We start from the raw sequence: 26,201 nt of genomic DNA on the forward strand, positions 1-26,201 counted from the left end.
CGCTTGACCCCGATCGCGGGAAGGGGGATGCAGGCTCGCACGTGGCCGAGAACGAGCACGAGCGCACCGAGCTAGCCGCGAGCGCCGGGCGCGGCGTGCTGTGGACCATGACCGCCAAGGCGGTGTTCATCGTGAGCGGCTTCGGCGTGCAGCTCGCGCTGCCGCGGGTGCTCGGCGATCCCGAGCAGTGGGGGCGCTACTCGACCGTCGCGACCATCACCGCGATCGTCACGAACACGCTCGTCGCGGCGACGGTGCAGACGGTCAGCAAGCGCACCAGCGACGACGAATCGCGCGCCGATCGCACGCAGCGCGAAGGGCTGCTCGTCGGGCTCGCGATGGCGGTCGTGCTGGGCGGTGGGTTCGCCGCGGCCGCGCCCTGGCTCGCGTCGGAGTGGCAGCACGACGCGACGCTCGCGCCGCTCCTGATGACGTCGTCGATCGTGATCGCGAGCTACGCGATGTACTCGGCGCTGATCGGCGCGATCAACGGGCGGCGTCGCTTCTCGGCGCAGGCGAGCTTCGACATGGGGTTCGCGATCCTGCGCGCCGCGTGCATCGTGGGCGGCGCCGCGCTCGGCGCGGCCGCGGGCGCGATCGGTGGGTTCGCGAGCGCTGCCGTGATCATCCTGATCGTCTCGCTGCTCGTGATCGGCGTGGGACGCGGCCCGGCGCGGCCCGACGTGCGGGCGTGGCTCGCGTTCTTCGTGCCGATCGCGATCTACCAGGCCGCCCTCAACGGCGTGCTCCAGCTCGATCAGCCGCTGCTCCGCGCGAACCTCGCGGCCGCCGCGATCGCGCGCGGCGTGACCAGCGAAGAGGCGAACACGATCGCGTCGAGCTGGGCCGGCTTCTATCGCAACGCGCAGACGTTCGCGTTCGTGCCCTACCAGCTCATCCTCGCGGTGACGTTCGTCGTGTTCCCCACGGTCGCGCGCGCGACGAGCTCCGGCGACGCCGAGGCCACGCGCCGTGCGATCCGCGGCGCGATGCGCTTCTCGCTCGTCGTGCTCCTCGCGATGGCGACGCCGATCGCCGGCGCGTCCGACGGCGTGATGCGCGTCGCGTACTCCGAGGCGTACCTCGCGGGCGCGCCCGCGCTCGCGCTGCTCTCGCCCGGGCTCGTGCCCTTCTCGCTCTTCGCGATCGGCGCCGCGATCCTCGCGGGCGCCGGTCACGCGCGCACCACCGCGGGCATCGCGATCGGCGCGCTCGTGCTCGTCGTCGTGCTCAACACGATCGCGGTGCGCGGCGCGCCCGACGCGGAGAGCGCGATCATCGCCGCCGCCCTCGCGACCAGCGCGGCCTCGGCGCTCGCGCTCGTCGGCGTGGGCGTGACGATCCAGCGGCGCTTCGGCGCGTTCCTCGCCCCGCTCACCGCGCTCCGCGCGCTGATCGCCGGCGCGTGCGGCTACGGCGTCGCGTACCTCGTGCCGCACCAGAGCGCGCTCGGTGCGCTCGCCGCGTGCGTGCTCGGCGCGCTCGCGTACGTCGTCGCGCTCGTGCTCGTGCGCGAGATCGGCGGCGAGGATCTCGCGCTCGTGAAGCGCGTCGTCGCGCGCCGTCGCGCGTGATCAGCGGACCCAGTCGCCGCTCTTGCCGCCGTGCTTCTCCTCGAGCGCGATCTGCTCGATCGTCATGCCGCGATCGATCGCCTTGAGCATGTCGTAGAGCGTCAGCGCCGCGATGCTCACCGCGGTCAGCGCCTCCATCTCGACGCCGGTGCGATCCTTCGCGCGCGCCGTCGCGCGCACGTGCACCACGCGCTCGTCGTGCGCGTCGAGCTCGAAGTGCACCTCGACGCTCGTCAGCGCGATCGCGTGGCACAGCGGGATCAGCTCGGGCGTGCGCTTGGCCGCCTGGATCCCTGCGATGCGCGCGGTGGCGAGCACGTCGCCCTTCGGAACGTCCCCCGAGACCAGGCGCGCGCGCGTCTCGGGCTGCATCCGCAGAAGCGCGGACGCGACCGCCGTTCGGGCGGTCGCGTCCTTGGCGCCGACGTCGACCATGCGTGCGCGCCCCTGCTCGTCGAGATGAGTGAGCTCGTCGCTCATTGGTAGATCCTTACCTGCTACCGGCCTGCGCCGGCGGTTGGTCAAGACCCCCGTTCAAACCGTGCGTGCGGATTTCCCGCACACGGCTTACGGGCAGTCTCTCGAGTCGCTGCATTACGCGACCTCCTGGAAGAAGGCTCGCTCGGGGTACTGCACGGTCCCTCGCAGGCGATGAAGTCCGAGGCTCCAGAAGTACTCGCGCGTCCACCTGCTCGACTCCCCCGGCTTCAGATGCCGGCCCTTGCGCTCCACGCGCAGGTCCCGCAGCCGACGCCAGACGTAGCTGTCGAGTTGGTTGAATTTCTTGGCGGCATTTCCGGTGCGGAAGTAGTTGCCCCAGCCCCGCAGCACGGGGTTGAGATCGGCGATCACCTCGCGGAGATCCGCGTGGCAGCGCCTCCTCGGGGTCAGCTCCTTCACGCGCTGTCTCACCCGCTTCATCGCGCGCGCGGACGGCCAGCGATGCAGGAAATAGAGGCGTCTGCCTTTCCTCTCCCACAGCGCTCCGCTCATGCGTTTGTGCAGGTGATGACCGAGAAAATCGAAGCCCTGCTTGCCATCGTAGAGCTCGACTCGCCTCGTCTTGTCCGGATGCAGCTCGAGACCGAGGCGCCCGAGGATGACTCGAATGCGCCTCTCTGCCTCTTCGCACTCGCGCTTCGTCGTGCACATCACGACGAAGTCGTCCGCGTAGCGCACCAGCGTCCCGAGCGGGGCGCTCTTACGCATCCACGTCACGTCGAGCACGTGCAGGTAGATGTTCGAGAGCAGCGGAGAGATGACTCCGCCCTGCGGCGTTCCCGCGATGTTGCGAGTCACGACGCCCCCGTCCATCACGCCCGCTTCGAGCCACTGCCGCACCAGCTTGAGCATCCGCCGATCCGAGATGCGTCGAGCGACGAGCTTCATCAGCTTGTCGTGATCGATGCTCCCGAAGTAGTCGCGGATGTCGGCGTCGAGCACGTGGTGATGCCCCTTCGCGCCGAGCTTCCTCAGCGTCTCCAGCGCACCCAGCGCGCCCCGCTTCGGCCGGAAGCCCCACGAGCACGGAAGAAAGTCCGCCTCGAAGATCGGCTCCAGCACCAGCTTCGCCGCCATCTGGACCACTCGATCCCGGACCGTCGGAATCCCCAGCGGCCGCTTCCTTCCATCTGCCTTCGGGATGTACCGGCGCAGCACCACCTCGGGCCGGTACGTCTTGCTCCGCAGTGCGTCGCCGAGCTCTTCGAGGAAGCGCTCGACTCCGTACTGCTTCACCTCGGCGATCGTCTGGCCATCGACGCCCGCCGCGCCCTTGTTCGCCTCGACTCGCTTCCACGCTTCCCGAAGGACGTCACTCCTCCAGATGTGGTCATGAAGAGCGTGAAAACGTCTTCCAGGTGCTCGCTTGGCCGCGACCCACAGTCGCCTCTGCAGTTGTCGCACTTCTTCGCGCGGCCTACGGCCGCCGGGGTCGTTAGGTCCGGTCCTGCCGGCCATTCCCTCGCGCTTACCTGCTTCCTCGACGTGACTGCCCCAGGGACCCTTCCCTCCCGTCGCGTTGTTCTGCACGACGTTCGTCGACATCGCCGTGGCGATGCCGTGCGGTACTACGATCCCCTCGGACTCCCGCTGCGCGGCGGCCGATTTCGCCTTCGGCTTATACGGCGCGCTTCGCCCCGACGAGGGCTGCGCAGACGGGCCTCTCGTGTTCCGCGCTTCTCCGTGATCGCGTGCTGCGCCCCATACCCCGCCGAGACTCGATGCGCGCTCCGGAACAGACGCTTCGAGCGTGGCCTTCGCCGTGAAATGAGCGGCTCGGCTCTCGGATTGTTCATCTGACGAGGCTGCAGGCTTCACTTCATGTTGCGGCCCGCGATCTTGCTCCCCGCTGCACAGCTCTCGCTGCCTGACGGGCTTTCGACGCCCCGCTCGGGACGACGGGATCTCTCCCGACGCCTGGGGCCTGCTACTCGGCGCTCCGGCGCCTACCGAGGCGGGACTCTCACCCGCAGGAGAAGCGCAGCGCGCAGACGTCGGCCCTACGGCTCGACCTTCGTCTGCGTCACGACGCACCATCTCGCGAGCGTAGCGTGCCTCAGCTGGAGTGCTCGCCTGCGCAGGGCCCGCACGGAAGCGTGCGGAGCACGCGGACGGGAGGGCCCGGAGCGGGCGAGCCGATGTCGCACTCTCTCAGCTGGGGCGCGACGCGGAGATCGCGTTGCGCGTCCCGGTCACGCGCGCGAGGAGCTCGACACGGCTGTGCACGCCGAGCTTCGCGAAGATGCGCTTCAGGTACGTGTTGACCGTCGCGACCGTGAGGCCCGTGCTCTGCGCGATCTCGCGCGTCGAGTGACCCGAGACGAGCCGCCCGACGACATCGCGCTCGCGCGGCGTCAGCGGCGTGCTCGCGAGGAGCGCCTGGATGTCGATCTCGCGCGACCCGTTGGACGCGCCGCTCATCATCTTGCGCGAGTACGCGATGCCGCGGGCCAGGAGGCGCCCACCCCATCGCGCGATGCGCTGCACGTCCTCGTTCCGACCTCCGTCGGCGAACCACAGCTGCAGCGTTCCGATCTCACTCTTTCCGTGTCGCAGCGGGACTGCGAGCGCTTCGCCTCGATGCTCGGCGCCATTGCTCCCGTTGCCCTCTGCCTCGGCGCCCTCGAGCACCATGCGGTGCGCGGACGCGCCGGCGAGCTGCGCGACGATCGCCGCAGCTCGGGCAGGGTATGTCGCAGAAGGCTCGATCTCGAACAGCTCCTCTGCGAGCTCCAGATGACGAATCGTGACCACGTACGCCTCCCCCCGGGCACTGGTGCCCACTACGCTCCTTCGGTCCCCCCCGGGACCGTGATGGAGCGTCGCGGAGCCCTCGGCCCGCGACGACCTATCTCAGCCCCGAGAGGGGTGAGCGTCAAGGGTTGGCGGTCGATTGATCTGGATTTTTTTGCGCTTCGATTGCGCCCAGATCAGATGTCTTCACCCGGCAGCGTGGCGAGATCGCTCTCCGGCGCGGTCCCCTCGAGCTCCTCGACGAAGCGTCTCGAGAAGGCGAGCACACCGTCGTCACCCTCGAGGGGCCGCTTGCCGCCGACCGCCTCCTCCTGCCAGCGCGCGCGATCGCGCGACTGCAGCGAACGCACTGCGATTCCGGCCACGCGCGGGTCGGCGTCCTTGGTGAGCGCCTCGACCTGCTTCACGCATCCGTGGTTCGCGAGGTGTGCCAGCGTGAGGACGTAGCGCTCCTCGGGCGCCTTCGGATCGTGGAGCTTCTGGCTGAGGGTACGGAAGCTGGCGTTCCCGAAGCTGCCGTACACGCGTGCGACCTCGCGCCACACGTCCGTGGTCTCCGACGTCAGCAGGTGGAGCAGCGGGACCACCGCCCGCCGCAGCTTGAGATGACCGAGCGCGAGCGCGAAGGCCTGACGCGCGAACGTCTTCCGCGAGGTGAGCCCGTCGATGAGGGCGTCACCCGCCTCGTCGCCCAGCTTCGTCATGCGGGGCACCACCCGGACGACCTCGGCGCGCGGCATCTTGCGCACCGCCTTGCAGATCGCCTCCGCGAGCTCGGGGTCGCCGCGCTCGGCCAGCGCGATCGCCGCGACGCGACGGTGCCGCGGGTGCTCGAGCAGCATCACGAGCTCCGGCGTGCCCATCGCCGCGATGCGCGCCGGGTCGAGCGCGCCGCCGGGCATGCTGCCCGTCTGCTCGCCGCGCACGTCGCGGATCGCGCGCCACGCCATGTCGTGCGCCTCGGGATCGAGAGCGACCTCGGCGTCCGCCGCCGCCGCGAGCAGGCGCTCCCAGTTCCCCGCGACGGCTTCGTCGTCGAGCCCGCCGCGATCCGGCAGCGCCAGCGTCCTGCGGAACGCCGCGATCTGCTTGCTCACCAGCGCCCCCGCGTCGTCGGCGAGGCCCGCGCCGAGCGCGCGATCGCCGAGGCTCGCGGGCAGCGCGAGGCCGTGCTCCACCGCGCGCTCCAGCACGCGCACGAACGTCGCGTCGATGGTGTCGCGCGGCACCGAGAGCACGAGCAGCGCGTGGTCCATCTTCTCCGGCGACGCCCAGTCCGCGAGCTCCTCGAGCGCGCGCGCCGTCTGCGCCGCGGTGTCGAGGCGGCCCTTCTCGTCCTCGGCCGCGAACGGGCTCGCGCCGGCGATCGGCGGCGGCGCCGCGAGCGCGCGCTCGATTGCCGTGCCCGCGTCGAGCGCCGCGTCGGCGCGCAGCCGCGACACCCGATCGAGCGTGCGCGCCACGTTGAGCTCGCGCGGCCCCGCCACACGCCCCACGCGCAGGAACTGGTTGCCCTCGCCGAACAGCACGAGCCGCGCCTCGAAGCGCCGGCGCAGCGACTCGAGCATCCGCCGCCCCTCCGCGGCGCGCGGATCGATCGCGGTGCGCCGCACGAACGGGCGCGCGCCCGTGGGATCGACCAGCGCGAGCACCACCACCGGGCACCCCTCGACCACCACCAGCTGCACCAGCAGGTCGGCCTCGCCCTCGAGCGCGTCGCTGCGGTCGCCGAGCGCGACGTGCAGCTCGAGACCGTCCGCGAGCAGCGCGACCATCTCCGACCGATCGCCGAGCCCGGGCGCCGCCGCGACGCCGGTCGACACGCCCGTGACCTCGTCCGCCGCGTCGAGCTCCGCGGTGTCGTCGGCGAGCGGCGCGTCGCTCTGGGGCGCCGCCTGGATGTCGTCGTCGTCGACCTCTTCTTCGACGTCGTCGTCGTCGACCAGCTCCTCGACCTCGCTCAGCGAGATGCGCTCCTCGCCCGTGCTCACCATGCCGATGCTCGGCTCGGTCCCGGGGTGCGTGCGGATCGGCTCGAGCTCGTCGAGCTCCTCGACGTCGTCCTCGACCGACGAGACGTCGCCCTCGGCGATCGGCTCGACCACCGGCGCGCGCATCGCGGGCACCATCGACGACGCCGCGAGCCCGAGCCCCAGCGACGGCGGCGGCGGGTGCGACGAGCGGGTGCGCGGACGCTCGGTCGGCGCCGAGATCGTCACCGGCATCGGCTCGGGCGGCGGGCCCTGGACGATCAGCGCGCGCTCGCGCTCCACGATCGACTCGAGGCGCTGATCGAGCTCCTGCTCGCGCATCGCGAGATCGCGCCGCGCGCCCTCGAGCTCCTCGGCGCGTCGCGCCAGCTCCGCCTCGCGCCGCGCCAGCTCGGCCTCGCGCCGCGCGTGCTCCTCGCCGCGCATCGTCAGCTCGTCCTCGCGCCGCGTGACGTCCTCGGCGCGCTCGCGCATCCGCTGCTCGCGGTGCAAGAGCGTGCTCTCGCGCTCCGCGAGCGCGTCCTCGCGCGCGATGAGATCCTGCTGCGCCGCGCCGATCTCCTTGCGCTTGCCGACGAGCTCTTCTTCTTCGGCCGCGCGCTGCGACGCCGCGCTCGGTCGCGCGAGGTACTCGCTCAGCGCCGCGATCCCGACCACCACCGTCGCGTCCGCGACGTACGCCGGCACCGCCGCGCTCGCGTCCTCGGCGACCGCGGCGAGGAACCGCGCGCGCTCGCGCAGCTGCTCGTGACGCAGCGCCTCGGGCACCACGATCGCGAGCTTCCGCGCCGCGGGATCGTGGAGCACGAAGGGCACCGCGAGCTCGACGCCGTCGAACCGATGCAGCGCGCCCGCGAGCGCGCGCTCGCGCAGCTGCGGATCGGTCGCGACGTTCACCGCGCGGTGCACCGTCAACGTGCGCAGCGCGCCGCCAGGCAGCGGCAGGTGCACGCTCTCGACGCGCGTCGCGCCCGCACGGCCCTGGTACGGCGCCTCGCTCGTCGGCTCCGCCATCGCCTTCGCATCCCACGCGGCCATCGGGTCCCCTCTCGCTTCCGAAGGAATCGGCGGCGTCGATCGGTATCACACCTCGTCTCGCGGGGGCTATGCTGCGCCGCCATGCAGGACGACACGCCCGAGACGATCCGCACGCTCGCCGAGGGCTGCGTGCGCTTCGTGAAGCAGGCGCTCGGTATCGAGCTCGACGGCACGCCCGAGACCCTGCCGATCCTCGACCACTACCTCGAGCTCGCGCGCGAGGACGACGCGCGGGGACGCGACGAGGTGCTCGGGCTCGTCGCGACCTCGGCCGGCGCGTACTTCGGCGAGGTGATCCGGAGCCAGCAGCCCGCCGCGCGCTGGCACGTCGGCGACATCGCGGACGCGTCGACGTGGCGGCTCGAGCTCGACCACGTGTTCCTGGCGTTCAACCCGGTCGGGATGGCGCGCGAGGCGATCACCCAGGAGACCGAGGAGGGCTGGAACGCCCACCTCGAGGTGCTCCAGCAGGATCGCTCGGTGCTCGAGCAGTCGCTGGAGCGCGTCGGCGCGGTCGAGGACGAGGACTACTGGCGCCTCGCGGTGCGCTGGGAGGTCGTCGATCAGGCCGTCGCGGTGCTGGAGAGCGCGGCCCAGGCGCGGAACGAGCTGGGGCGCCGCTGGACGCCCGAGATCTACGCGCGGGCGCTCGACGAGCGCCCGCCGACGCACGACGCGAGCTGAGGCGGGCGCCCCCGGCGCGCTCCGGATCGCGTCCCGGGCGGCCCGAACGCGATCCGGAGGGCGCCGGACGACGGCCCAGCGCGCCAGGACGCGATCCGGAGAACGCCGGACGACGTCCCGCGCGCCCGGAGCACGATCCGGAGATCGCCGGATGACGTCCCGCGGCCCCGGAGCGCGATCCGGAGCGCGCCGGATGACGTCTCGGGCCCCCAGAACGCGATCCGGAGCCCACCGGAGACCGCCGGGCGCGCCACGACGCGATCCGGAGCGCGCGAGCGCGCCCTAGAGCTCGTCGTCGCGAACGCGGCGCGCGCCGAGCACGGTGCGCCCCGGCACGACGACCACCCGGGGGCGCAGCACGACCGCGCCCAGCGGCCGGAGCGCCGCGATGCGATACGCGCCGGGCCGCAGCCCCACGAAGAGGCCGCTCGCGCCGGCGTCGACCCACCCCAGCGCGACGCCCTCGGCGGCCACGACGACCCGCGCGTCGCTCTCGTTCACGAAGTCGAGCCCCTCGGCGGGCGCGGTGGGATCGCGCTCCGGCAGATCGCGCGGCGGGCGATCCATCGGGGGCACCCGGGAGAGCGCGGCCGGCTCGAGGAATGCGCGGCTGCGGGTGATCGGCACCGGCGGCGGGGGATCGGACTCGTCGGCGCGCAGCGCGCGGCGCGGCAGCTCGACCGGCACGTCGGCGGTTCGCTCGGCGCGCCAGAACCCGACGCGGAACGCCATCGGCGCGCGTCCGTCGCAGCGCCGCATCACGTTCTCGCGCAGGTCGCCCGACCACTCGGCGAGCAGCGCGCAGATGAGCCCGCCGGGGATCTCGCGCTCGGTGTGCGCGGGGTCGCGACGCACCGAGAGCGGCGGGCCGGTGCGCCGCGGGCCGCCCTCGAACCACTCGGCGAGCGCGCCGGGCGGGAGCGAGCGGCCGCCCTCGCGATCGAACACGTAGGACCCGGGGCTGTCGCCGCGGACCCGCACCTCGGAGCCCGCCTCGACCGGCCAGCCGGGCCCGACGAAGCGCGCGCGGAGGCGCTCGGCCGAGACGTCGACGAAGAGCTCGGCGGCGGGGATCGCGAGGTCCGAGCGATCGGCGCCCAGCGTCTCGGGGACCACGAGCGTGACCCGGTAGACGTAGCGCCGCGCGTCGACGGGCTCGTCGCTCGCGTACTCGCTGTCGGGCGCGGGCGCGCGCTGGATGACGCGCGGCGGGGGCTCGAGCGCGGCTTGCGCGGCCTCGGCGGCGGCGGGGTCGGCGATCGGCGGCGGCGCGGGCTCGTCGGCGAGCGCTTCGGGCGGGAGCTCCTCGACGTGCGCGCCGCTCGGCGGGCGCGGGCTCGGAGCGCTCGCGCGCCGCGGCGGCGGGCTCGCGCTGTCGCACCCGATCGCGAGCGCCAGCAGCGCGATCAGGGCAGCGTGCCGGACGCGCGCGTCCATCCGTCGGGAATGCCCGGGCTGCTCGTCGCCACGCCGGCGCCGATGCCGACGCCGCCCGCGACCAGCACCACGCCCACCGCCGTCCAGAACCACCACTGCTCCCAGAGCTCGGGCTGGCGCTCGTGGCCGCCCGGCCCGTCGTCCTCGGGCGCCGCGATCGCGCCGCCGAGATCGACGCCGCGGTAGAGGTCGATCGCCATCTGGCGCGCGGTGACCATGCCCGCTTCGTCGTGGGTGATCGTGCCCTCGCGCGTCGCGAGCAGGAAGCGCGTGCGGATGTCGTAGAGCCAGACCTGCACGTGCATCTCGTGATCGCCGATCGGCCGCACCACGCCGACGATCACCTGCGCCGCGCCGAGCGTGTTGCCGAGGCTGCGGAGGTTCGCGCCCGCGCGCTCCTCGCCGAGCTCGCCGCGCAGCACGCGCTGGAACTCCTGGGACGCGACGAGCTGCGCGCGCTCGTTCGTCGCGAGCTCGTAGCGCACCCGCGAGTCGTTGCCGTCGAGGGTCGCGCGGCGGATGACGCGCTCGTACCCGAGGTGCTTGATCGTGACGTAGTGATCGCCGCGGAGGAGCCCGTCGACGCGCACCGGGGACGGGCCGTAGCTGCGCCCGTCGACGTAGATCTCGGCGCCTGCGGGCTCGGTCTCGACGATCAGCGTGCCGCGCGGTCCGGCGAGGGTGCGGGTGCGGGCGCGCTCGAACGCGTCCTGCGCGCTCGCGGGGTAGCGCGAGGCGTCGAACTCCTGGCCCTCGCGGAACACGAGCACGCGCGCGAAGCCCTCCTCGCACTCGCGGGCGCGGCGCATCTGGCAGCGCGCGACGGCGGCGAGCATGTGCGCGTCGACGAGCTGCTCGCGGCGCACCGCCTCGAGGCGCTGCTCGAAGAGCTCGACGATGCGATCGGCGCGCTCGGCGGCGTCGCGGGCGTCGCCGTTGGCGACCTGATCGGCGAGCGGCTCGAGCTCTTCGATCGCGAACTGCACGTCCTCGTCGAACGGCGTCGGCGAGAGGACGTCGACCGGGTGCACGAAGCGCACGCCGCCGACCTCGGTGAGGCCGCGGCGCAGGCCGATCGACACGGTCGCGCCCTGCCCGGCCGTCGCGCCGCCCTCGAGCAGCATCACGGCGGTCGCGGTGACGCTCTCGGCGGAGCCGCCTTCTTCGTCCTGTGCGCGCGCCCGACCGCCGAGCCCCAGCGCGACGACGAGCGCGATCCCGATCGCGAGGCGACCCGTCATCTCAGAACTCGAGGACGACGTAGCCCTGGGGATCGTTGCCGAGCCCGGGGCCCTGATCCGAAGCGGCGACGCCGATCGCGACGCTCGCGCCGATGACGACGGCGGCGCCGCCGACGATCGCCCAGAACCACCACTGCTCGAATACCGACGGCTCGGAGGGCGGCGGGGTCGTGACCGGCGGCGGCTCGTCGCCGCGCGCCGGGATGCGCTCCGCGTCCGACTGCTGGCGCGCGGTCAGCGCGGCCTGGAGCGCACCGGAGACGAGCTGATCGACGCCGCGCTCGAGATCGCCGACGCCGGTCGGGACCGTGCCCGCGCCGCGCACCAGCCGCCGCCCGCTCGCGACGTCGAACACCAGCAGCTCGAGCGCCGCGCGATCGTCGGAGTCGCCCGGCGAGACGCGGATGACGCCGATGCGCTCGACGTCGAGGCGCTGCGCGATCTCGCGGATCGCTCCGTCCGCCTGGAGCGACGCGACGTCGTCCTGGGGCACGCGCTCGAGCACGTCCGAGAGCCCGGCCGTGCGGTCGTCGTCGACGAGGTACGCGCTGGTCGCCTCGGTGCCGCGCGGGCGCACCGTGATCGCCTGCACGTACGGCGTCGCGCCCGCGCGGGTGACCCGCACGACGTGCTCGCCGCCGAGAAGCCCACCGACGTCGATCGGCGTCACGCCGCGCGCGAGGAAGTCGACGTACGCGATCGCGCCCGGCGGGTCGCTCTCGATGCGGATCGTCGACGCCGGGCTCGCGCCGTCGCGCGGCCGCGCCGCTTCGAAGCGCGCGATGACGTCGGGGTTGAACACGTTCGGATCGGGCCGGACGTGCGGCATCTGCACGTGCAGGCGCCCGAACACGCGCGCGGCGTCGCGCGCACGCCCTTCGAACGCGAGCGACGCGCCGAGGAAGAGCAGCGCCTCGCCGAGGTCGTGCGGATCTTCGAGCGCCGCCGCCGCCGCGTCGAAGTCCGCGACCGCGCCGGTCAGCAGCTCGATCGCCTGCGCGAGCTCGAGGTTCAGGTACGCCTGGCGCCCGGCCTCGAGGCGCTCGCGCGCGCGGTCGATCACCTCGAGCGCCGAGTCGTCGTAGCCGAGGAAGAGGCGGTCGGCGTGGCGCCAGTCGACGCCGTCGATCCCTCGAAGCGTCGCGCGCGCAGCGGCCCCGGCGCGCTGCGCGACGGCGTCGAGGCCCTCGCTCATCGCGACGGAGATCACGTACACGCGGCGCTCCTGCGACGGCGCGCTCTCGGTGCGCGCGACCGGCTGCGCCGGGGGCGCTTCGGGCTCGGCGGCGGGCTCCTCGGCCTGCTCCGGCGGCATCTCGACGCGCCTCGGGAGCGTCGGGCCTCCCTCGTCCTCGTCCTGCGCGTACGCGGGAAGCGCGCACGCGAGCACGAGCAGCGCGACCACCGCACCGAATGGATCTCGTGGTACCCGACCGAGAGCCACGATCGATCGACGAGCCCGCAGCACGCCCTCAACGACCACGCGCGAGATCCCTCTGCATCGCAGCGAGCGTCGGATCCTCTTCCAACGCGGCGCGCAGCATCGCTTCGAGCTCGGCGCGGCGCGCGGGCGGGAGCGACGCGGCCATCCCGCCCAGCGCGCGCTCGACGAGGCGATCGATCGCCTGGCTCGCGTCGATGCGGCCGCTGCGCACCTCCTCCGCGAGCGCCTTCAGCGCGTCGGTGCGCGCGCCCGAGGCCGCGCTCGGCCCACCCGTGGCGCCCGCCTTCTCCAGCTCCGCGCGGAACGCGTCGGACGCGCCCTCGGCGCCCGTCGCTGCGCCCACGTCGGACGGGGCACCGGACGTGGGGCCCGTGCCGGGAGGCTTGATCGCGCTGCTCATCGCCGACCTCCGCGCAGAGTAATCAAACGTCGTGCGCGCTCGCAAGCGCGCTGGGCGCCGCGCTCGGGCAGGGCCTCAGGTTCCCGACGTGCCGTCATCGTGTCCTCCTCCGGGGCGCGTCCGGAGGGCGGCCCACGAGGCGTGTCATCGGCGCGGCCCCGACCGCGTTGCGCGCATCGCGTCGCCTTGACACCGAGGAGGCGAGATCCCTATACCGAGCCGGGGTTTTCGACGCATCGGACCCGCATTCCGCAGCGGCCCGGGAGCAGGCTCTTGCCCGAGCGCACTCACAAGTTGACCGAGCAGACTGATACGGACTCCAGCTCGGTGGCGCCTCCCGACCCGCTCGCCGCCCCGTTCGGCGTGGCTCCGCGCGTCGTTGCCGCTCCCACCGAGGCGCTGCGCTCCTCCGACAAGAGCGGCTCCTCCGACAAGAGCGGCTCCTCGGAGAAGGGCGGCTCCTCGGAGAAGGGCGGCTGTGGGTCGTGCAGCGGCGGCGGGACGTGCGGCTCGAAGGCCCAACCCGCAGTCGTCGTCGATGCGAAGCCCATGATCGATGCGAAGCCCGTCCTCGACGGACACCCGGTGCTGAGCGCCAAGCCCGATCCCTGTGGCTCGTCTCCGCTCTCGAGCGGTGACATGGCGCGCGGCTGCGAGACGACGATCCGCACCGTGCGCTTCTACGAGGAGGCGGGGCTCATCGAGCCGGTCGCGCGCAGCGAGGGCGGCCACCGGATGTACAGCCCGGAGCAGCTCCTCAAGCTCCAGCTGATCATGGATCTGCGCGAGGCCGGGCTCTCGCTGCAGGACATCAAGGCGCTCTTCGAGCTCAAGCACCGCTTCGACAACGCCGAGGCCGCGAGCAAGGAGATGGCGGACGTCCTCGAGGCGCAGATCGAGTGCATGCAGCGCAAGATCGCGGTGCTGCGACGGCTGCGCGAAGAGCTCGCGTGCATGGTCGCGACGATCCGTGAGTGCGAGCAGTGCGAGGTGCCGGACTTCAAGAAGCAGTGCGGCGGATGCGACGTCATGGCGCGTCCCGATCTGCCGCGCGCGATGCGTCTGCTCTGGGGCTCCGGCCGCGAATGACGCGGAGACCGGCGGATCTCGATCGCGCGACGCGCGCGGTCGAAGACTTCCTCGACGCGCTCGGCGTTCCGGTCTCGAGCGACCCCGAGCTGAGCGAGACCGGGCGTCGCGTCGCGGAGGCGTTCGCGAGCGATCTGCTCGAGGGCTACGCGCTCGATCCCGCCGTGATCCTCGGGGAGGCGACGAGCTCGAGCGCGAGCGGGCTCGTGGTGGTCACCGGCATCGCGACGACCGCGATGTGCCCGCACCACCTGCTGCCCGCGAGCGGCGTGGTGCACGTCGGATATCTGCCGGGCGAGAAGGTCGTCGGGCTCGGCGCGATCGCGCGGCTCGTCGACTGCTTCGCGCGGCGGCTGATCCTCCAGGAGGATCTCGGTCAGCGCGTCGTCGATGCGCTGGTGGCGCACCTCGGTGCGCGCGGCGCGGGCGCGGTCGTCGATCTCGTGCCGACGTGCATGACCGCGCGCGGGGGGCGGCGTCACGGATCGCGCGCCGTGACCACGGCCTACGCGGGCGTCATGGCCGCGGACGCGTCGGCGCGACAGGAGCTGCTCGCGGCGATCGCCGTCGCGGGCGGAGCGGACGGTGGCGCAGGAGGACGTTGATCTCGCGCCGTTCGAGCCGGAAGAGCTCGAGGCGCTGCCGATCTTCCCGCTGCCGCGCGTGGTGCTGCTGCCGGGCGGCGTGCTGCCGCTCCACGTCTTCGAGCCGCGCTACCGCGCGATGGTGAGCGACTGCCTCTCGCACGGTCCGCGCGCGATCGCGATGGCGATGCTCGCGCCGGGCTGGGAGCGCGACTACGAAGGGCGCCCGCCGACCCGCACGATCGCGGGCGCGGGGCGCATCGTCGCGCACCGGCGCAACCCCGACGGCACCTACGACCTCGTGCTGCACGGCGTCACACGCGTCCGCCTCGACGAGCGGAGCGATCTCGATCGCCCCTATCGCGTGGCGAGCGCGACCGCGATCGACGACGAGGACGATCGCGACGAGGACGCGCTTCGCCGCGCGCTCGAGCCGGTCCTCGCGATCGCGTCGTCGCTCTCCGCGCTCGAGAAGCGCGGGCTCGTGCCGCCGCCGCAGCTCGTCGGCACGCCCAGCAGCGTCGCCGATCGCATCGCGGATCGCTGGATCCACGAGGCGAACGCGCGCCAGGAGATCCTCGAGACCACGAGCGTGCCGCGGCGCATCGCGCTGGTGGGCGATGCGCTCGTCACGCTGCTCGCGCGGCTCGCGACGCCCAGCGGATCGGGCGCCGCGAACTGATCACCGCAGCGGGCGGACCTTGGTGTCGCCGTCGGGCGCGATCGGCTCGCCGTCGGCGGTCTCGGTCATCATCGGCTCGATCGGGCCCACGTGATCGCCGGCGACGAGCGCCGCGATGTCGAGGTGGTGGCCCATGCGCCGCGTCTTCGCGATCAGGTACCCGCGGTTGTGCTCGTTCGGCTCGACGAACGCGCTCACGCGGCGCGCCACCGGCACGCCCTCCGCGCGCAGCGCCTGCACCTTGAGCGGGTTGTTCGTGAGCAGCACGACCGAGCGGATGCCGAGGTCGGCGCACATGAACGCGGCCACGTCGTATCGGCGCGAGTCGTCGGGCAGGCCGAGCATGCGGTTGGCGTCGACCGTGTCGACCCCGCGCTCCTGAAGCGCGTACGCGCGGATCTTGTCGCCCAGGCCGATGCCGCGACCCTCCTGGCGCAGGTAGAACACCGCGCCGCGCCCTTCCTCCGCGATGCGGCGCAGGCCGAGGTCGAGCTGCTCGCGGCAGTCGCACTTCATCGAGTGCAGCACCTCGCCGGTCATGCACTCGCTGTGGACGCGCACGAGCACGTCGTCACCGCGGACGTCGCCTTTCACCACCGCGACGTGATCGTGGAACCCGTTGCGGGCGCCGAGGTCTTCTCGGTAGACCACCACTCGGAACGTCCCGTACTCGGTCGGCACGTTGGCCTCCGAGTAACGAACGACGGAGGCGGCCTTCGAGGAGCGCGGGAACGCGTTCATGTGATTGTGTCTCCTTGGCGTCCATCTCGTCCGCGCTCGTCGAACCATTCGTCGGACGACAGCCGAGACGCACAAGAACGTTGTCACTCTGACTTCAGAGAACCCCGACTCTAGGTCAGGGCCCTCTTGCGTCAAGCATGCCTCACCGGCACCTTCGGCGCCCGTGACGCCGGTCTCGTTCTTGCGGCTCGGATGGCACTTCGCGGCGCGGCTCGTCGCGCGTGCGTTTCTGCCGGCGCGAGGCCTGCTGCGCTTCAAGGAGAGCTACGGGCGCGAGGGGCTCTTCGAGCTCGCGCGCGACGAGCAAGAGGTCGTCGCCTCGCTCTCGCGCTGCATCGCGTGCGGCATCTGCGACGCGCACTTCGGCGACTTCACGAACGTCGCGCGGAGCACGATGCGCGCGCCGAGCGACGTCGTGCTCGCCCACACCCGCTCGCTGCCCGACTGGGATGCGCTGGTGCGCCCGCTCGCGCAGCTCGAACGTGGCGATCTCGCGCGGATCGAGCGACTCTGTCCCGCGCAGATCCCTCTCGCGCGCGTCGTGGAGGTCGCGAGGAGGAGAGCCGAGGCACTGCGAGCCGAGCGCGCGAGCGCGCCGCCCGCGCTGACCTCGCCGGATCGGAAGCACGACCCGGGCTGATCGCCCGGCCGAGAGGATCGAGAGGTTCGATGCGCTACGCACGAGAGCGACTTCGCTGGAACGGATGGGGATCGCGCGAGGTGACCTTCGAGACGAAGGGGCGCGATCGCGAGGTCTGGGACTTCGTGCGGCAAGCGGTGGGCGCCGACGCGCTTCCATCGACGCCGCCGACACCGCTCGACCAGATCGATCTGCCCGCGATCCGTCTCTCGCCCGCGATCGTCGAGGGGCTCGGCGGTGTGCTCTCGCCCGACCGCGTGCGCACCGACGCGTACGAGCGCGCGTTCCACGCGCTCGGCCGCAGCTACCACGATCTCCTGCGGCTGCGGCGCGGGGATCTGCGCCATGCGCCGGACGCCGTCGTGTACCCGGAGAGCGCCGCCGAGGTGCTCATGCTGCTCTCGTTCTGCGAGAAGCACGACGTCGCGGTCGTGCCCTTCGGCGGCGGCTCGAGCGTCGTCGGCGGCGTCGAGGCGCGCGGCGCCGACGGCCAGGCCGGAGTCGTCACCCTCGACACGACGCGCATGGATCAGGTGCTCGAGGTCGACCCCGTCTCGCACACCGCGACCGCGCAGAGCGGCATCTACGGCCCGGTGCTCGAGGAGGAGCTCGCGGCGCGCGGCTTCACCGTCGGGCACTTCCCGCAGTCGTTCGAGTACTCGACGCTCGGCGGATGGATCGCGGCGCGCGGCGCCGGTCAGCTGAGCAACCGCTACGGCACCGCGGACAAGCTGCTCGTCGCGGCGAAGGTCGCGACGCCGCGCGGCGAGTGGCGCACCCTCGCGTTCCCCGCGTCGGCGGCGGGCCCGAACCTCAACCACCTCGTCGCGGGCTCCGAGGGCACGCTCGGCGTGATCACCGAAGCGACCGTGAAGATCCATCCGGTCGCCGAGTCGCGGCGCATCGCCGCGTTCGTCTTCCGCGACTTCGAGACCGGCGCGGCCGCGGTGCGCGCGCTGGTGCAGGGCGAGGTCGGCGCCGCGATGATCCGCCTCAGCGACGCCGACGAGACGCGCTTCTTCGGCGAGTTCCGCAACGTCATCGAGCCCCACGGCGGCGCCTCGAAGATCGCGGAGAAGGCGCTCTCCTACGCGGGCTTCGCCGACAAGTGCGTGATGATGGTCGCGTTCGAGGGCGGCCAGCGCCAGGTGCGCGAGGGGTTCCGCCGCGCGTTCGGCATCGCGACCCGCGCGGGCGGGCTCTTCGTCGGCGAGAGCCCGGGCAAGGCGTGGTGGAAGCGCCGCTTCGAGATGCCCTACCTGCGCGACCCGATGATGGACCACGGCGTCGGCGTGGACACGCTCGAGACCAGCACCGAGTGGGCGAACGTGCCGCGCCTCTATCGCGCGGTGCGCGAGGCGCTCGCGGGCGCGATGAAGAGCGTGGGGAGCGGCGGCGTGGTGATGACCCACGTCTCGCACTCGTACCTCGACGGCGCGAGCCTCTACTTCACGTTCGTGTTCGCGCGCGACGTCTCGCGCGGCCTCGAGAGCGAGCTCGCGCAGTGGAAGACGATCAAGGAGGCCGCCTCGCGCGCGATCAGCGAGCACGGCGGCACGATCAGCCATCACCACGGCGTCGGCATCGACCACGCGCACTGGCTGCCCGCCGAGAAGGGCACGCTCGGCATCGACGTGCTCTCCGCCGCGAAGGCGAAGCTCGACCCGAAGGGCGTGATGAACCCCGGCAAGCTCGTCCGAGCCGGGGGGTGATCGCGATGCAGCAGAGCGCGAACGCTACGTCGTTTCGAGAACCGGCCTCCGGGCGTATGCTGGCGACGATGGTCGGCATCGTGCGCAAAGGACCGGGCTGGCCGGATCGTCTTCCACCGCCACCGCGGGCGCGTCAGGGCGATCCCGCATGCGCCAAGTGCGGAGAGCCCGTCGCGCCGGACGAGCGCGACGCCGGCGAGCCGGTGCGTCATCTGGTCTGCGACACGCAGGTGCGGGGGGCGCTGCTGCGGCGCATCGAGGCGAGCCGCGCCGTCCATCGCGCGGCGGCCGCGCTCGCCGCGGTGCCCGCGGTGCAGGCGAAGCTGACGGCGGACATCGCCGCGCTCCCCGACGCGTGCGACGTGGGCGACGCGCTCGCGTTCCTCGCGCGGGCGCGCGTCGTGGTCGAGTGCAGCTCGGAGCTCTCGCCGCAGCAGCGGCGCGTCGCGATCTCGTTCGTCGACGCGACGATCCGGAAGCTCGGCGGATGAGCGCGACGAAGCTGGGAGCGCTGGCGGCGATCGTGATCGCGATCGCCGCGACCGAGGTGCGCGCGCAGGACGTCGCGCCGACCACCGAGGACGCGAGCGCCGACGCGACGACGCCGGTCGCCGAGCCGGTCGTGACGGCGCCGCCGGCGGTCGAAGCGCCGCCTCCGCAGCGTGCGATCGCGCGCGGTCGCGGGGTCACGTGGGGGCTCGCGCTGGTGGTGCCGGTCCTCGTGACCGACGTGATCGAGGCCAACGGGCACGTCATCGACTACATCGCGCCGGGCGGCGGCGTCGACGGACGGGTGGGCTTCGAGCTCTCGGGCGGGATCTCGCTCGGGGTGACCGGCGGCGTGAGCGCGCATGCGTCGCAGAATTCGCGCTCGCTCGCGATGTACCGGGGCGGCGTCGAGGCGCGGTGGACGGTCGACCTCGGCGACATGGTCGCGCCCTCGTTCGGGATCGCCGCCGGGGTGCTGCTCGTGGAGCTCGATGCCGGGCTGCAGGTCACCGCCTACGGACGGGTACTGGCCGGGGTGCAGCTGATGTTCGCGCCGTGGGTCGCGATGGAGCTCGGGGTGTCGGTCGAAGGCGCGCTCGGGCTGGACGCGTTCCGCGATCCCATCCTGTGGGTCTCGCCCCAGGTCGGGATTTCGTTCTACGAGTGATACATCCGCGGGCCCACAGGGCGATCCGCACTCTGCAGGGTCGGGGTAGAGCCGGCGCTACCCTCGATCCTCACTCTGCAGGGTCGGGGTAGAGCCGGCGCTACCCTCGATCCTCACTCTGCAGGGTCGGGGTAGAGCGGGCGCTACCCCCGATCCTCACTCTGCAGGGTCGGGGTAGAGCGGGCGCTACCCCCGATCCCCACTGTGCGGAATCGGGGTAGAGCGGGCTCTACCCCCGATCCCCACTGTGCAGAGTCGGGGTCGCGCCGGCTCCACCGCCACCCGCGCCGCGCTCACCCGAGCGCGAGCACGCGCACGCCGATCTCGCCTTCGATCTCGACGAGCTCGCCGAGCGCGATGGTTCGCTCCCCGGCGCGCAGCACCACGCGCTCGCCGAGCGCGCGCCCCGTCGCGAGCACCTCGCCGGGGCGCAGCGCCGCGAGCTCGGCGAGCGGCATCTCGAAGCGCGCGAGCTCGACCACGAGCTCCACCGGCGCATCGCCCACCGCCTCGAGCATCCGCGCGGTCGCGCCGCTCTCCTCCTGCGCCATCTCGACCTCCTCTTCCCTGCGCCGCACCACGGGCGGGCGCGGCTCGATCGCGCGCACCACGATCCGCGTCGCGTCGCCTCCCGCGCCCTCGAGCGCGCACCGCCAGCGCGTCGCGCCGCGACGCACGCGCGCGATCACCTCACCCGCGAGCCCGCTCGCGCTCGGCGTCGCGCTCGCGTCGTCGAGGATCACGACGTCGCCCTCCGCGAGGCCCACCACGTCGCGCGCGCCGAGGCTCGCGCGACCGCCCCCGATCACGATCGTCGCGGCGAGCCCGCCGAGCGCCGCGGCGTGCGGCGCGTGCGTCGTCTCCGCGCTGCGCGCGAGGAGCGCCTCGGGGATCCACACCCGCACGATCCCGGCGTGCGCGCCGAGCGACGCCCGCAGCGGCCAGCACGCGCCGCCGCGATCACCGAGGGCGAGCAGCACCGCCTCGGGCGTCGTCACCACGGTCGCGATCCGCAGCGCGCCGCCGGCCGCCGGGCCGAGCGCGCGGGCGATCGCGTAGGCGAGCACGCCGCGCTCGGCCTCGGTGAGCGCGCCGGGATGGAGCGGCGCGTCGTCGCCCGCGCCGAGCACGCGCTCGACGACCACCGCCGCGAGGCGTGGCTCGACGTCGATCGCGATGCGCGCGCCGAGCGGCGCGGCAGGCTCGGCGATCACCGCGCACAGCGGATCGACGAGGTGCGCGGCGAGCGTCCCCGGCGCCCACGGCTCGATCGGGAGCGGGTCGAACGCCGGCGTCGCGCCGAGCCACTCGCTCGCCGAGCGCGCCGCGTCGCCGAGCTGCGCGAGGGGCAGACGTCGCGCGCAGCGGCGCAGCAAGCGGGCCTCGGCGCGCGTCACGCGGGGCAGTCGATCGAAGGGAAAGGGCGTCGCCTCGGGCACGCGGCGCGAGTCTACACGCGCGTCGATTCGGTTCGTCCTCGCCTTTCGCTCACGAGTGGTATGCTCGCGCCCGTGGCGGACCCGAACCTCGGGCGCGAGATCGCGAACCAGTTCCGAATCCTCGAGAAGATCGGGTCGGGCGGCATGGGCGCGGTCTACAAGGCGGAGCAGCCCGACATGCGGCGCTTCGTCGCGATCAAGATCCTCCACCCGCGATATCTGTCGCGCCCGGATCTGGTCTCGCGCTTCCGCCGCGAAGCGCGCGCGATGAGCCACCTCGCGCACCCGAACACCGCGAAGGTCTTCCTCTACGGCCAGCTCGAGGACGGCGCGTGTTACTTCGCGATGGAGTACCTCGAGGGCCGCAACCTCGCGCAGACGGTGCGCGCGGAAGGCCCGATGGACGCGGCGCGCGCGATCCACATCATGGTGCAGGTCTGCGGCGCGCTCGAGGAAGCGCACAGCAAGGGCATCGTCCACCGCGACCTGAAGCCCGAGAACATCTTCCTCACGAACCTCGGCGGCATCGCGGACTTCCCGAAGGTGCTCGACTTCGGGCTCGCGAAGGTGACCGAGCGCGAGATGCGCCCCGGCTCGCTCATCCTGACCCAGGAGGGCATGGTCTTCGGGACGCCGGAGTTCATGTCGCCCGAGCAGGCGCGCGGCGAGAAGCTCGACGGCCGCTCCGACATCTACTCGCTCGGCGTGATCCTGTACGAGCTCCTGACCGGCAAGCTGCCGTTCGATGCGGCGCAGCCGATGGAGTTCATCCAGAAGCACATCAAGGAGCCGCCGCTGCCGCTCCAGCGTCGCGCGCCGAACCGCGAGTTCCCGGCGGGGCTGTGGGAGGCGATCGCGAAGGCGCTGGCGAAGGACCCGGCGCAGCGCTTCCAGACCGCGAACGAGCTGGCGAACGCGCTGAAGGACGTGCTGGCGCGGCCGCGCTCGGCGCCTGCTCCGTCGCCCGAGCCGGTGTACGGCGGCTACGGGAGCGCAGGCGGCGGCGGGATGACCGGCGGAGGCCCGGCGGGGTACCAGGCGACGCAGATGGGGTTCAACCCGTCGCCCTACCCGGCGCCGCAGCCGGCGCAGGTGCCGGCGCCGTCGGCGCCGCCGCCCGCGCAGTCGCAGTCCGCGTACCCGCAGCAGGCGTACCCGCAGCAGGCGCATCCGCAGTCCGCGTACCCGCAGCAGGCGCACCCGGGGCACCCCGCGCACCAGGCGTCGTACGCGCAGCACTCGCCGCCGCACCAGGCCGCGACGGTGCACGCGCCGACGGGCGGGCATCCGCCGGCGTCGCGCGCGCCGTGGATCGTGCTGGGCCTCGGGACGCTGCTCGCGCTCCTGGGCACGGTCGCGCTCGTCCTGGCGATCTGGCTGCGCTGAGTTGCCCCGGGGGGCTCCGCCCCCCTGTCGACCCCCGGCCGCTTCGCGCCGTCGGGCGCGCGCAGTCCGCCCGCTCGTGGAGCCCCGGCCGCTTCGCGCCGTCGGGCGCGCGCGGACTCCGCGCCACCCCGGCCGCTTCGCGCCGTCGGGCGCGTGTAGTCCGGCCCCGGTCGACCCCGGTCCGCGGCCCGGCGCTCCGTGCGTCGGCGCTCGGCGCTCGCTCCGCGCGTCGGCCGCCTCGGCGCGTGCGGGCGCGCCTCGCGTCGAGGTCGTGTCGAGCGGTTTGCTCGCGATCGCCGGGCGTCGCGCGCTCCGCGCTGGGGACCGAGAAACGTGGCCTTGTCGCGGTGTTGCGGTGCCCCCACTTTCGGTTGACGAATCGCGGGGCTGGCTGCTAACTACGCGCGCCCTCGCGCCGGATTTCTCGGCCTCGACGGGCTCCACCGACGAACGATGCAAGCCACGCACGATGCTGCTGGTGCGGATGCGACGGGCCGCGGCTCGCTGCTCCGCGATCTCGTCGCGCTGACGAAGCCGCGCATCACGCTGATGGTGCTGATCACGACCGCGGGCGGGCTCTGGCTCGCGCCCGGCGAGATGACGCTCCTCGCGATCGCGGCGACGCTGATCGGGACCGCGGCCGTCGTGTCGAGCGCGAACGCGCTCAACTGCTGGATGGAGCGCGACAGCGACAAGCACATGGCGCGCACCAAGCGCCGCCCGCTGCCAGCAGGGCGCATGGAGCCGCACGTCGCGCTGCGCTTCGGGCTCGCGCTCGGTGCGTTCTCGGTGCCGCTGCTGGCGCTCGCGGTGAACCCGTTGACCGGGCTGCTCGCGGCGATCGCGCTGGTCTCGTACGTGTGGATCTACACGCCGATGAAGCAGGTGAGCCCTGCGGCGCTGCTCGTCGGGTCGGTGCCCGGCGCGATGCCGCCGCTGATGGGCTGGACCGCGGCGACCGGGTCGCTCGAGGCGCCCGGCATCGTGCTCTTCGGGATCCTCTTCCTCTGGCAGCTGCCGCACTTCCTCGCGATCGCGATGTTCCGCCAGGGCGAGTACACGCGCGCCGGGATCAAGGTGATGCCGGCGGTGCGCGGGGTCGCGCGGACGAAGCTGCACGCGGCGATGTACGCGGGCGCGCTGGTGCCGGTGAGCCTGATGCTCGTGCCGCTGGGCATCGCGGGCGCGATCTACCTGACGGTGGTCGGGCTCGCGGGCGTGGTGTTCGCGGTGATGTGCATCCGCGGGCTGCGCATCGCGGAGCAGGATCGCGAGGCGTCGCATCGGTGGGCGCGCGCGGTGTTCTTCGCGTCGCTGGTGTATCTGCCGCTGCTCTTCGCCGCGCTCGCGATCGACGTCGCGGCGCGCTGAGGCGGAGATGACGCGAAGGACGCGGCTGATCGCCGGCGGCGTCGGGTGGGCGCTCGTCGCGGCGATGGCGCTCGCGCTGTGGGCACGGTCGGAGCGCGCGAGCGAGCCCGAGGTGCTGATGCCGATCGCGCCCTTCGAGCTCGTCGATCAGGACGGGCGCGCGTTCGGGAGCGCGCAGCTGCGCGGGCAGGTGTGGATCGCGGGGTTCGCGTTCACGAGCTGCACGTCGATCTGTCCGATGCTGACGAGCCAGATGGCGAACCTGCAGCGTCGCCTCGCGGAGCGGGGCGACGACGTGCAGCTCGTGACGATCACGGTCGACCCCGAGACCGACACGCCGGCGCGGATGCGCGCGTACGCCGAGCAATACCGCGCGGATCTGCGGAGCTGGTCGTTCCTGACGGGCGAGCCGCAGCGGGTGCGCGAGACGATCGAGCAGGGCTTCCGCAGACCGATCGGCGCGCGCCGCGACGTCGAGGGCGGCTACGACATCCTGCACAGCGGCGATCTGATGCTCGTCGATCGCGACGGGATGCTGCGGGGGATCTACCCGACGGATCAGGACGGGCTCGATGCGTTGATGCGCGACGTCGGCGCGCTGCGGTAGACGCCGCGCGCCCGACTCAGGACGTGCAGTAGCCGCTCGGCGCGCGCTGGATCTCGCGCAGCTTCGTCCGCGCTTCCGCCGCGAGCGGGCTGCGCGGATGGGCGCGGATCAGCGTGTCGAGCGCGGTGCGCGCCTCGCCGCACGCGTGCAGGCGATAGAACGCATCGCCCATCGCGAGCAGCGCCGCGGGGACCGCGTCGCCCTGCTGGAAGTCGCTGATGACCCGACGCAGCTCGCCGAGCGCGGTCGCCGGGCGATCTTCGGTCAGGTACGAGCGACCGATCGCGAGCTGCGCGTCGTCGGCCCTCGCGTCGTCGCGGTAGCGCGTGACGTACGCGCGATAGAGCGCCCGCGCGGTCGAGAAGTCGCGCGACTCCACCGCGCGCAGCGCAGCCTGCCAGTGCTGCTCGCGATCCGCGGGGATCTCGGTCTCCTCGAGCGGCATGTCGATGCCCGCGCGTCGCGCGAGCTTCTTCATGCGGTTCTCGTAGTCGGTCTGCTGCTCGCGGAACTCCTCGTGGAGCCGCGAGAGCTCGTGCTGCAGCTCGGCGATCGCGCCCTCTTGGCGGGCGATCTGCTCCTGCAGCGCCTCGACCTGCGCGCCGGTGTCGGCGCTCGAGCGCGTCACGACTTGGGTCGCGCGCTCGAGCACCTGCTCGAGCTCGGCGACCTTCGTCTTCGCGTGCTCGACCTGCGCGCCCACGTCGGTCTCGAGCGACGCCGAGCGCGTCTCGAGCGACTGCACGCGCGCGGCGAGGCGATCGAAGCGCTCGGTCGTCGCCCAGCACGCGCTCAGAAGCGCGCTGCCCGCGGCGAGGCCCACCCCGATCAGGGTCGGCCTCAGCGCGGGCAGTCTTCTCGCTCGCTGGTGCATCGTGCGAGAGCGCGTTCGGAAATCAGCGCTCGCCGAGCTCGGCGCGGCGGTCGCGGCCCCAGCTACCCTCGTCGTAGCCGGTCGCCTGCTCCTCGCCGACCGAGCGCGTCTGCATGCGACGGCGCTCGACGCCGAGGCGCTGCAGGTGGTCACGCGTGGAGCGCGCGCGGCGATCGCCGAGCGCCATGTTGTACTCCTCGGTGCCGCGCGGATCCGTCATGCCGGTGATCATGACGTTCTGGATGTTGCGCTCGGTCATGCAGCTGACGTTCGTCTGCAGCGAGTTGCGCGCCGTCTCGTCGAGCGTGCTGTCGTCGAACGCGAAGTAGACGGGCGTGAGCTGGCAGGGGCCGGGCTCCGGCTCCGGCTGCGCCTCGCTGACGACCGGGCGCGGCTGGCAGCGGTTGTTCACGCACTCCTGGTCCGCCGGGCACTGCGCGTCGGTGTCGCACCAGCCGGGGATCGGCGCGCAAGCACCTTCGTCGCACTGCTGGCCACGCGGGCAGTGGCTGTCGTCACGGCAGTCCTGGCAGCGACCGTTCACGCAGAACTCGCCTTCGTGGCACTGCTCGTCGTTGTCGCAGTTCGGATAGCTTGGGCCACAGCCCACCACGGCGGCGCCACCGATCAACGCGAACAAGGCGCCCGTCGCGACGGTGAGCCCCCGATGCAGCATCTTCATCTCCGATCCTCCGTATGGCGCCCGCGCTGGGCAGGCGCGCTCTCCCGGGAAATTCCGCTCTCGGGCTCGGACGTCTGGGGTCGCCCCCGGATCGCCCGTCCTCACGACGGCGGGCGGATCTAGCCTGGTCGAACGCGGCCGGGTGTTAGGCCAACTCCTGACGCCTGTCAACGT

At 72.9% G+C, this 26,201-nt stretch carries 24 protein-coding genes; 12 read left to right on the forward strand and 12 right to left on the reverse strand.

Features of this window, described 5'->3' with window-relative positions; all coding sequences use genetic code 11:
• Positions 1-41 precede the first annotated feature (41 nt).
• Positions 42-1,574: a lipopolysaccharide biosynthesis protein gene (locus DB32_RS38320; RefSeq protein WP_053237609.1), complete on the forward strand. Its 1,533-nt coding sequence runs from the start codon at positions 42-44 to the stop codon at positions 1,572-1,574.
• Here the strand turns inward: DB32_RS38320 and moaC are convergent, their stop codons facing one another.
• The 4 genes from moaC to DB32_RS38340 form a co-directional block, all read right to left on the reverse strand.
• Positions 1,575-2,054, reverse strand: a complete 480-nt coding sequence (gene moaC / locus DB32_RS38325) for a cyclic pyranopterin monophosphate synthase MoaC (protein ID WP_053237610.1) — start codon at positions 2,052-2,054, stop codon at positions 1,575-1,577.
• A gap of 114 nt (positions 2,055-2,168) precedes the next feature.
• On the reverse strand, positions 2,169-3,620 hold the full coding sequence (ltrA, locus tag DB32_RS38330; protein WP_205627112.1) for a group II intron reverse transcriptase/maturase: 1,452 nt from the start codon (positions 3,618-3,620) through the stop codon (positions 2,169-2,171).
• Positions 3,621-4,226: 606 nt separating this feature from the next.
• A complete protein-coding gene (locus DB32_RS38335; protein ID WP_053237611.1) occupies positions 4,227-4,829 on the reverse strand; it encodes a helix-turn-helix transcriptional regulator in 603 nt (200 codons plus the stop codon).
• A gap of 176 nt (positions 4,830-5,005) precedes the next feature.
• Entirely contained in the window at positions 5,006-7,858 is a 2,853-nt protein-coding gene (locus DB32_RS38340) for a hypothetical protein (protein WP_053237612.1), read from the reverse strand.
• Positions 7,859-7,939: 81 nt separating this feature from the next.
• On the opposite strand from DB32_RS38340, the gene DB32_RS38345 reads away from it, so the two are divergent.
• Positions 7,940-8,542, forward strand: coding sequence for a DUF6278 family protein (locus tag DB32_RS38345; RefSeq protein WP_053237613.1), 603 nt, complete (start codon positions 7,940-7,942; stop codon positions 8,540-8,542).
• 282 nt (positions 8,543-8,824) lie between these two features.
• Here the strand turns inward: DB32_RS38345 and DB32_RS38355 are convergent, their stop codons facing one another.
• The 4 genes from DB32_RS38355 to DB32_RS38370 all read right to left on the reverse strand — a co-directional run bounded on the left by DB32_RS38355 (position 8,825) and on the right by DB32_RS38370 (position 13,064).
• Positions 8,825-9,979, reverse strand: coding sequence for a hypothetical protein (locus DB32_RS38355; RefSeq protein ID WP_053237615.1), 1,155 nt, complete (start codon positions 9,977-9,979; stop codon positions 8,825-8,827).
• A complete protein-coding gene (locus DB32_RS38360; RefSeq protein WP_053237616.1) occupies positions 9,949-11,220 on the reverse strand; it encodes a PEGA domain-containing protein in 1,272 nt (423 codons plus the stop codon). The genes DB32_RS38355 and DB32_RS38360 overlap by 31 nt, the downstream gene beginning before the upstream one ends.
• A gap of 1 nt (position 11,221) precedes the next feature.
• Positions 11,222-12,625, reverse strand: coding sequence for a PEGA domain-containing protein (locus DB32_RS38365; protein ID WP_053237617.1), 1,404 nt, complete (start codon positions 12,623-12,625; stop codon positions 11,222-11,224).
• Between the two features lie 67 nt (positions 12,626-12,692).
• Complete coding sequence (locus tag DB32_RS38370) at positions 12,693-13,064, reverse strand: hypothetical protein (RefSeq protein ID WP_053237618.1); 372 nt, start codon at positions 13,062-13,064, stop codon at positions 12,693-12,695.
• 549 nt (positions 13,065-13,613) lie between these two features.
• Between DB32_RS38370 and DB32_RS38380 the strand changes: the two genes are divergently transcribed.
• Genes DB32_RS38380 through DB32_RS38390 form a run of 3 tightly spaced genes read left to right on the forward strand, consistent with a single transcriptional unit; the run spans position 13,614 to position 15,419 of the window.
• Entirely contained in the window at positions 13,614-14,153 is a 540-nt protein-coding gene (locus tag DB32_RS38380; RefSeq protein ID WP_053237620.1) for a helix-turn-helix domain-containing protein, read from the forward strand.
• Positions 14,150-14,758, forward strand: a complete 609-nt coding sequence (folE, locus tag DB32_RS38385; RefSeq protein WP_075097726.1) for a GTP cyclohydrolase I — start codon at positions 14,150-14,152, stop codon at positions 14,756-14,758. The genes DB32_RS38380 and folE overlap by 4 nt, the downstream gene beginning before the upstream one ends.
• Positions 14,739-15,419 (forward strand): LON peptidase substrate-binding domain-containing protein, encoded by a 681-nt coding sequence (locus DB32_RS38390; RefSeq protein WP_053237622.1) that lies wholly within the window; start codon positions 14,739-14,741, stop codon positions 15,417-15,419. The genes folE and DB32_RS38390 overlap by 20 nt, the downstream gene beginning before the upstream one ends.
• On the opposite strand, the gene ribA is transcribed toward DB32_RS38390, so the two are convergent.
• Complete coding sequence (ribA, locus tag DB32_RS38395) at positions 15,420-16,160, reverse strand: GTP cyclohydrolase II (protein ID WP_075097727.1); 741 nt, start codon at positions 16,158-16,160, stop codon at positions 15,420-15,422.
• Positions 16,161-16,323: 163 nt separating this feature from the next.
• Here ribA and DB32_RS48810 point away from each other — a divergent pair, with 163 nt between their 5' ends.
• The 4 genes from DB32_RS48810 (at position 16,324) to DB32_RS38415 (ending at position 19,668) form a co-directional block, all read left to right on the forward strand.
• Positions 16,324-16,800: a hypothetical protein gene (locus DB32_RS48810; RefSeq protein ID WP_053237623.1), complete on the forward strand. Its 477-nt coding sequence runs from the start codon at positions 16,324-16,326 to the stop codon at positions 16,798-16,800.
• 29 nt (positions 16,801-16,829) lie between these two features.
• Positions 16,830-18,512 (forward strand): FAD-binding oxidoreductase, encoded by a 1,683-nt coding sequence (locus tag DB32_RS38405; protein ID WP_053237624.1) that lies wholly within the window; start codon positions 16,830-16,832, stop codon positions 18,510-18,512.
• 68 nt (positions 18,513-18,580) lie between these two features.
• Positions 18,581-19,003 carry a hypothetical protein gene (locus tag DB32_RS38410; protein ID WP_157070006.1) on the forward strand — a complete coding sequence of 141 codons (423 nt, stop codon included), beginning with the start codon at positions 18,581-18,583 and terminating at the stop codon, positions 19,001-19,003.
• A complete protein-coding gene (locus DB32_RS38415; protein ID WP_053237626.1) occupies positions 19,000-19,668 on the forward strand; it encodes a hypothetical protein in 669 nt (222 codons plus the stop codon). The genes DB32_RS38410 and DB32_RS38415 overlap by 4 nt, the downstream gene beginning before the upstream one ends.
• A 293-nt stretch (positions 19,669-19,961) precedes the next feature.
• Here DB32_RS38415 and DB32_RS38420 read toward each other — a convergent pair whose 3' ends face one another.
• Entirely contained in the window at positions 19,962-21,107 is a 1,146-nt protein-coding gene (locus DB32_RS38420) for a FliM/FliN family flagellar motor switch protein (protein WP_053237627.1), read from the reverse strand.
• Between the two features lie 72 nt (positions 21,108-21,179).
• Between DB32_RS38420 and DB32_RS38425 the strand changes: the two genes are divergently transcribed.
• The 3 genes from DB32_RS38425 to DB32_RS38435 all read left to right on the forward strand — a co-directional run bounded on the left by DB32_RS38425 (position 21,180) and on the right by DB32_RS38435 (position 24,471).
• Positions 21,180-22,493, forward strand: a complete 1,314-nt coding sequence (locus DB32_RS38425; protein ID WP_240481304.1) for a serine/threonine-protein kinase — start codon at positions 21,180-21,182, stop codon at positions 22,491-22,493.
• A gap of 453 nt (positions 22,494-22,946) precedes the next feature.
• Positions 22,947-23,864 (forward strand): heme o synthase, encoded by a 918-nt coding sequence (gene cyoE, locus DB32_RS38430; RefSeq protein WP_053237629.1) that lies wholly within the window; start codon positions 22,947-22,949, stop codon positions 23,862-23,864.
• Positions 23,865-23,871: 7 nt separating this feature from the next.
• A complete protein-coding gene (locus tag DB32_RS38435; RefSeq protein WP_053237630.1) occupies positions 23,872-24,471 on the forward strand; it encodes an SCO family protein in 600 nt (199 codons plus the stop codon).
• 16 nt (positions 24,472-24,487) lie between these two features.
• Here DB32_RS38435 and DB32_RS38440 read toward each other — a convergent pair whose 3' ends face one another.
• Positions 24,488-25,345 (reverse strand): tol-pal system YbgF family protein, encoded by an 858-nt coding sequence (locus DB32_RS38440; RefSeq protein WP_083458300.1) that lies wholly within the window; start codon positions 25,343-25,345, stop codon positions 24,488-24,490.
• A 22-nt stretch (positions 25,346-25,367) separates the two neighbouring features.
• On the reverse strand, positions 25,368-26,027 hold the full coding sequence (locus tag DB32_RS38445; RefSeq protein WP_053237632.1) for an OmpA family protein: 660 nt from the start codon (positions 26,025-26,027) through the stop codon (positions 25,368-25,370).
• Positions 26,028-26,201: the final 174 nt, after the last annotated feature.

It is taken from the genome of Sandaracinus amylolyticus (assembly GCF_000737325.1).
Lineage (GTDB): Bacteria > Myxococcota_A > Polyangia > Polyangiales > Sandaracinaceae > Sandaracinus > Sandaracinus amylolyticus.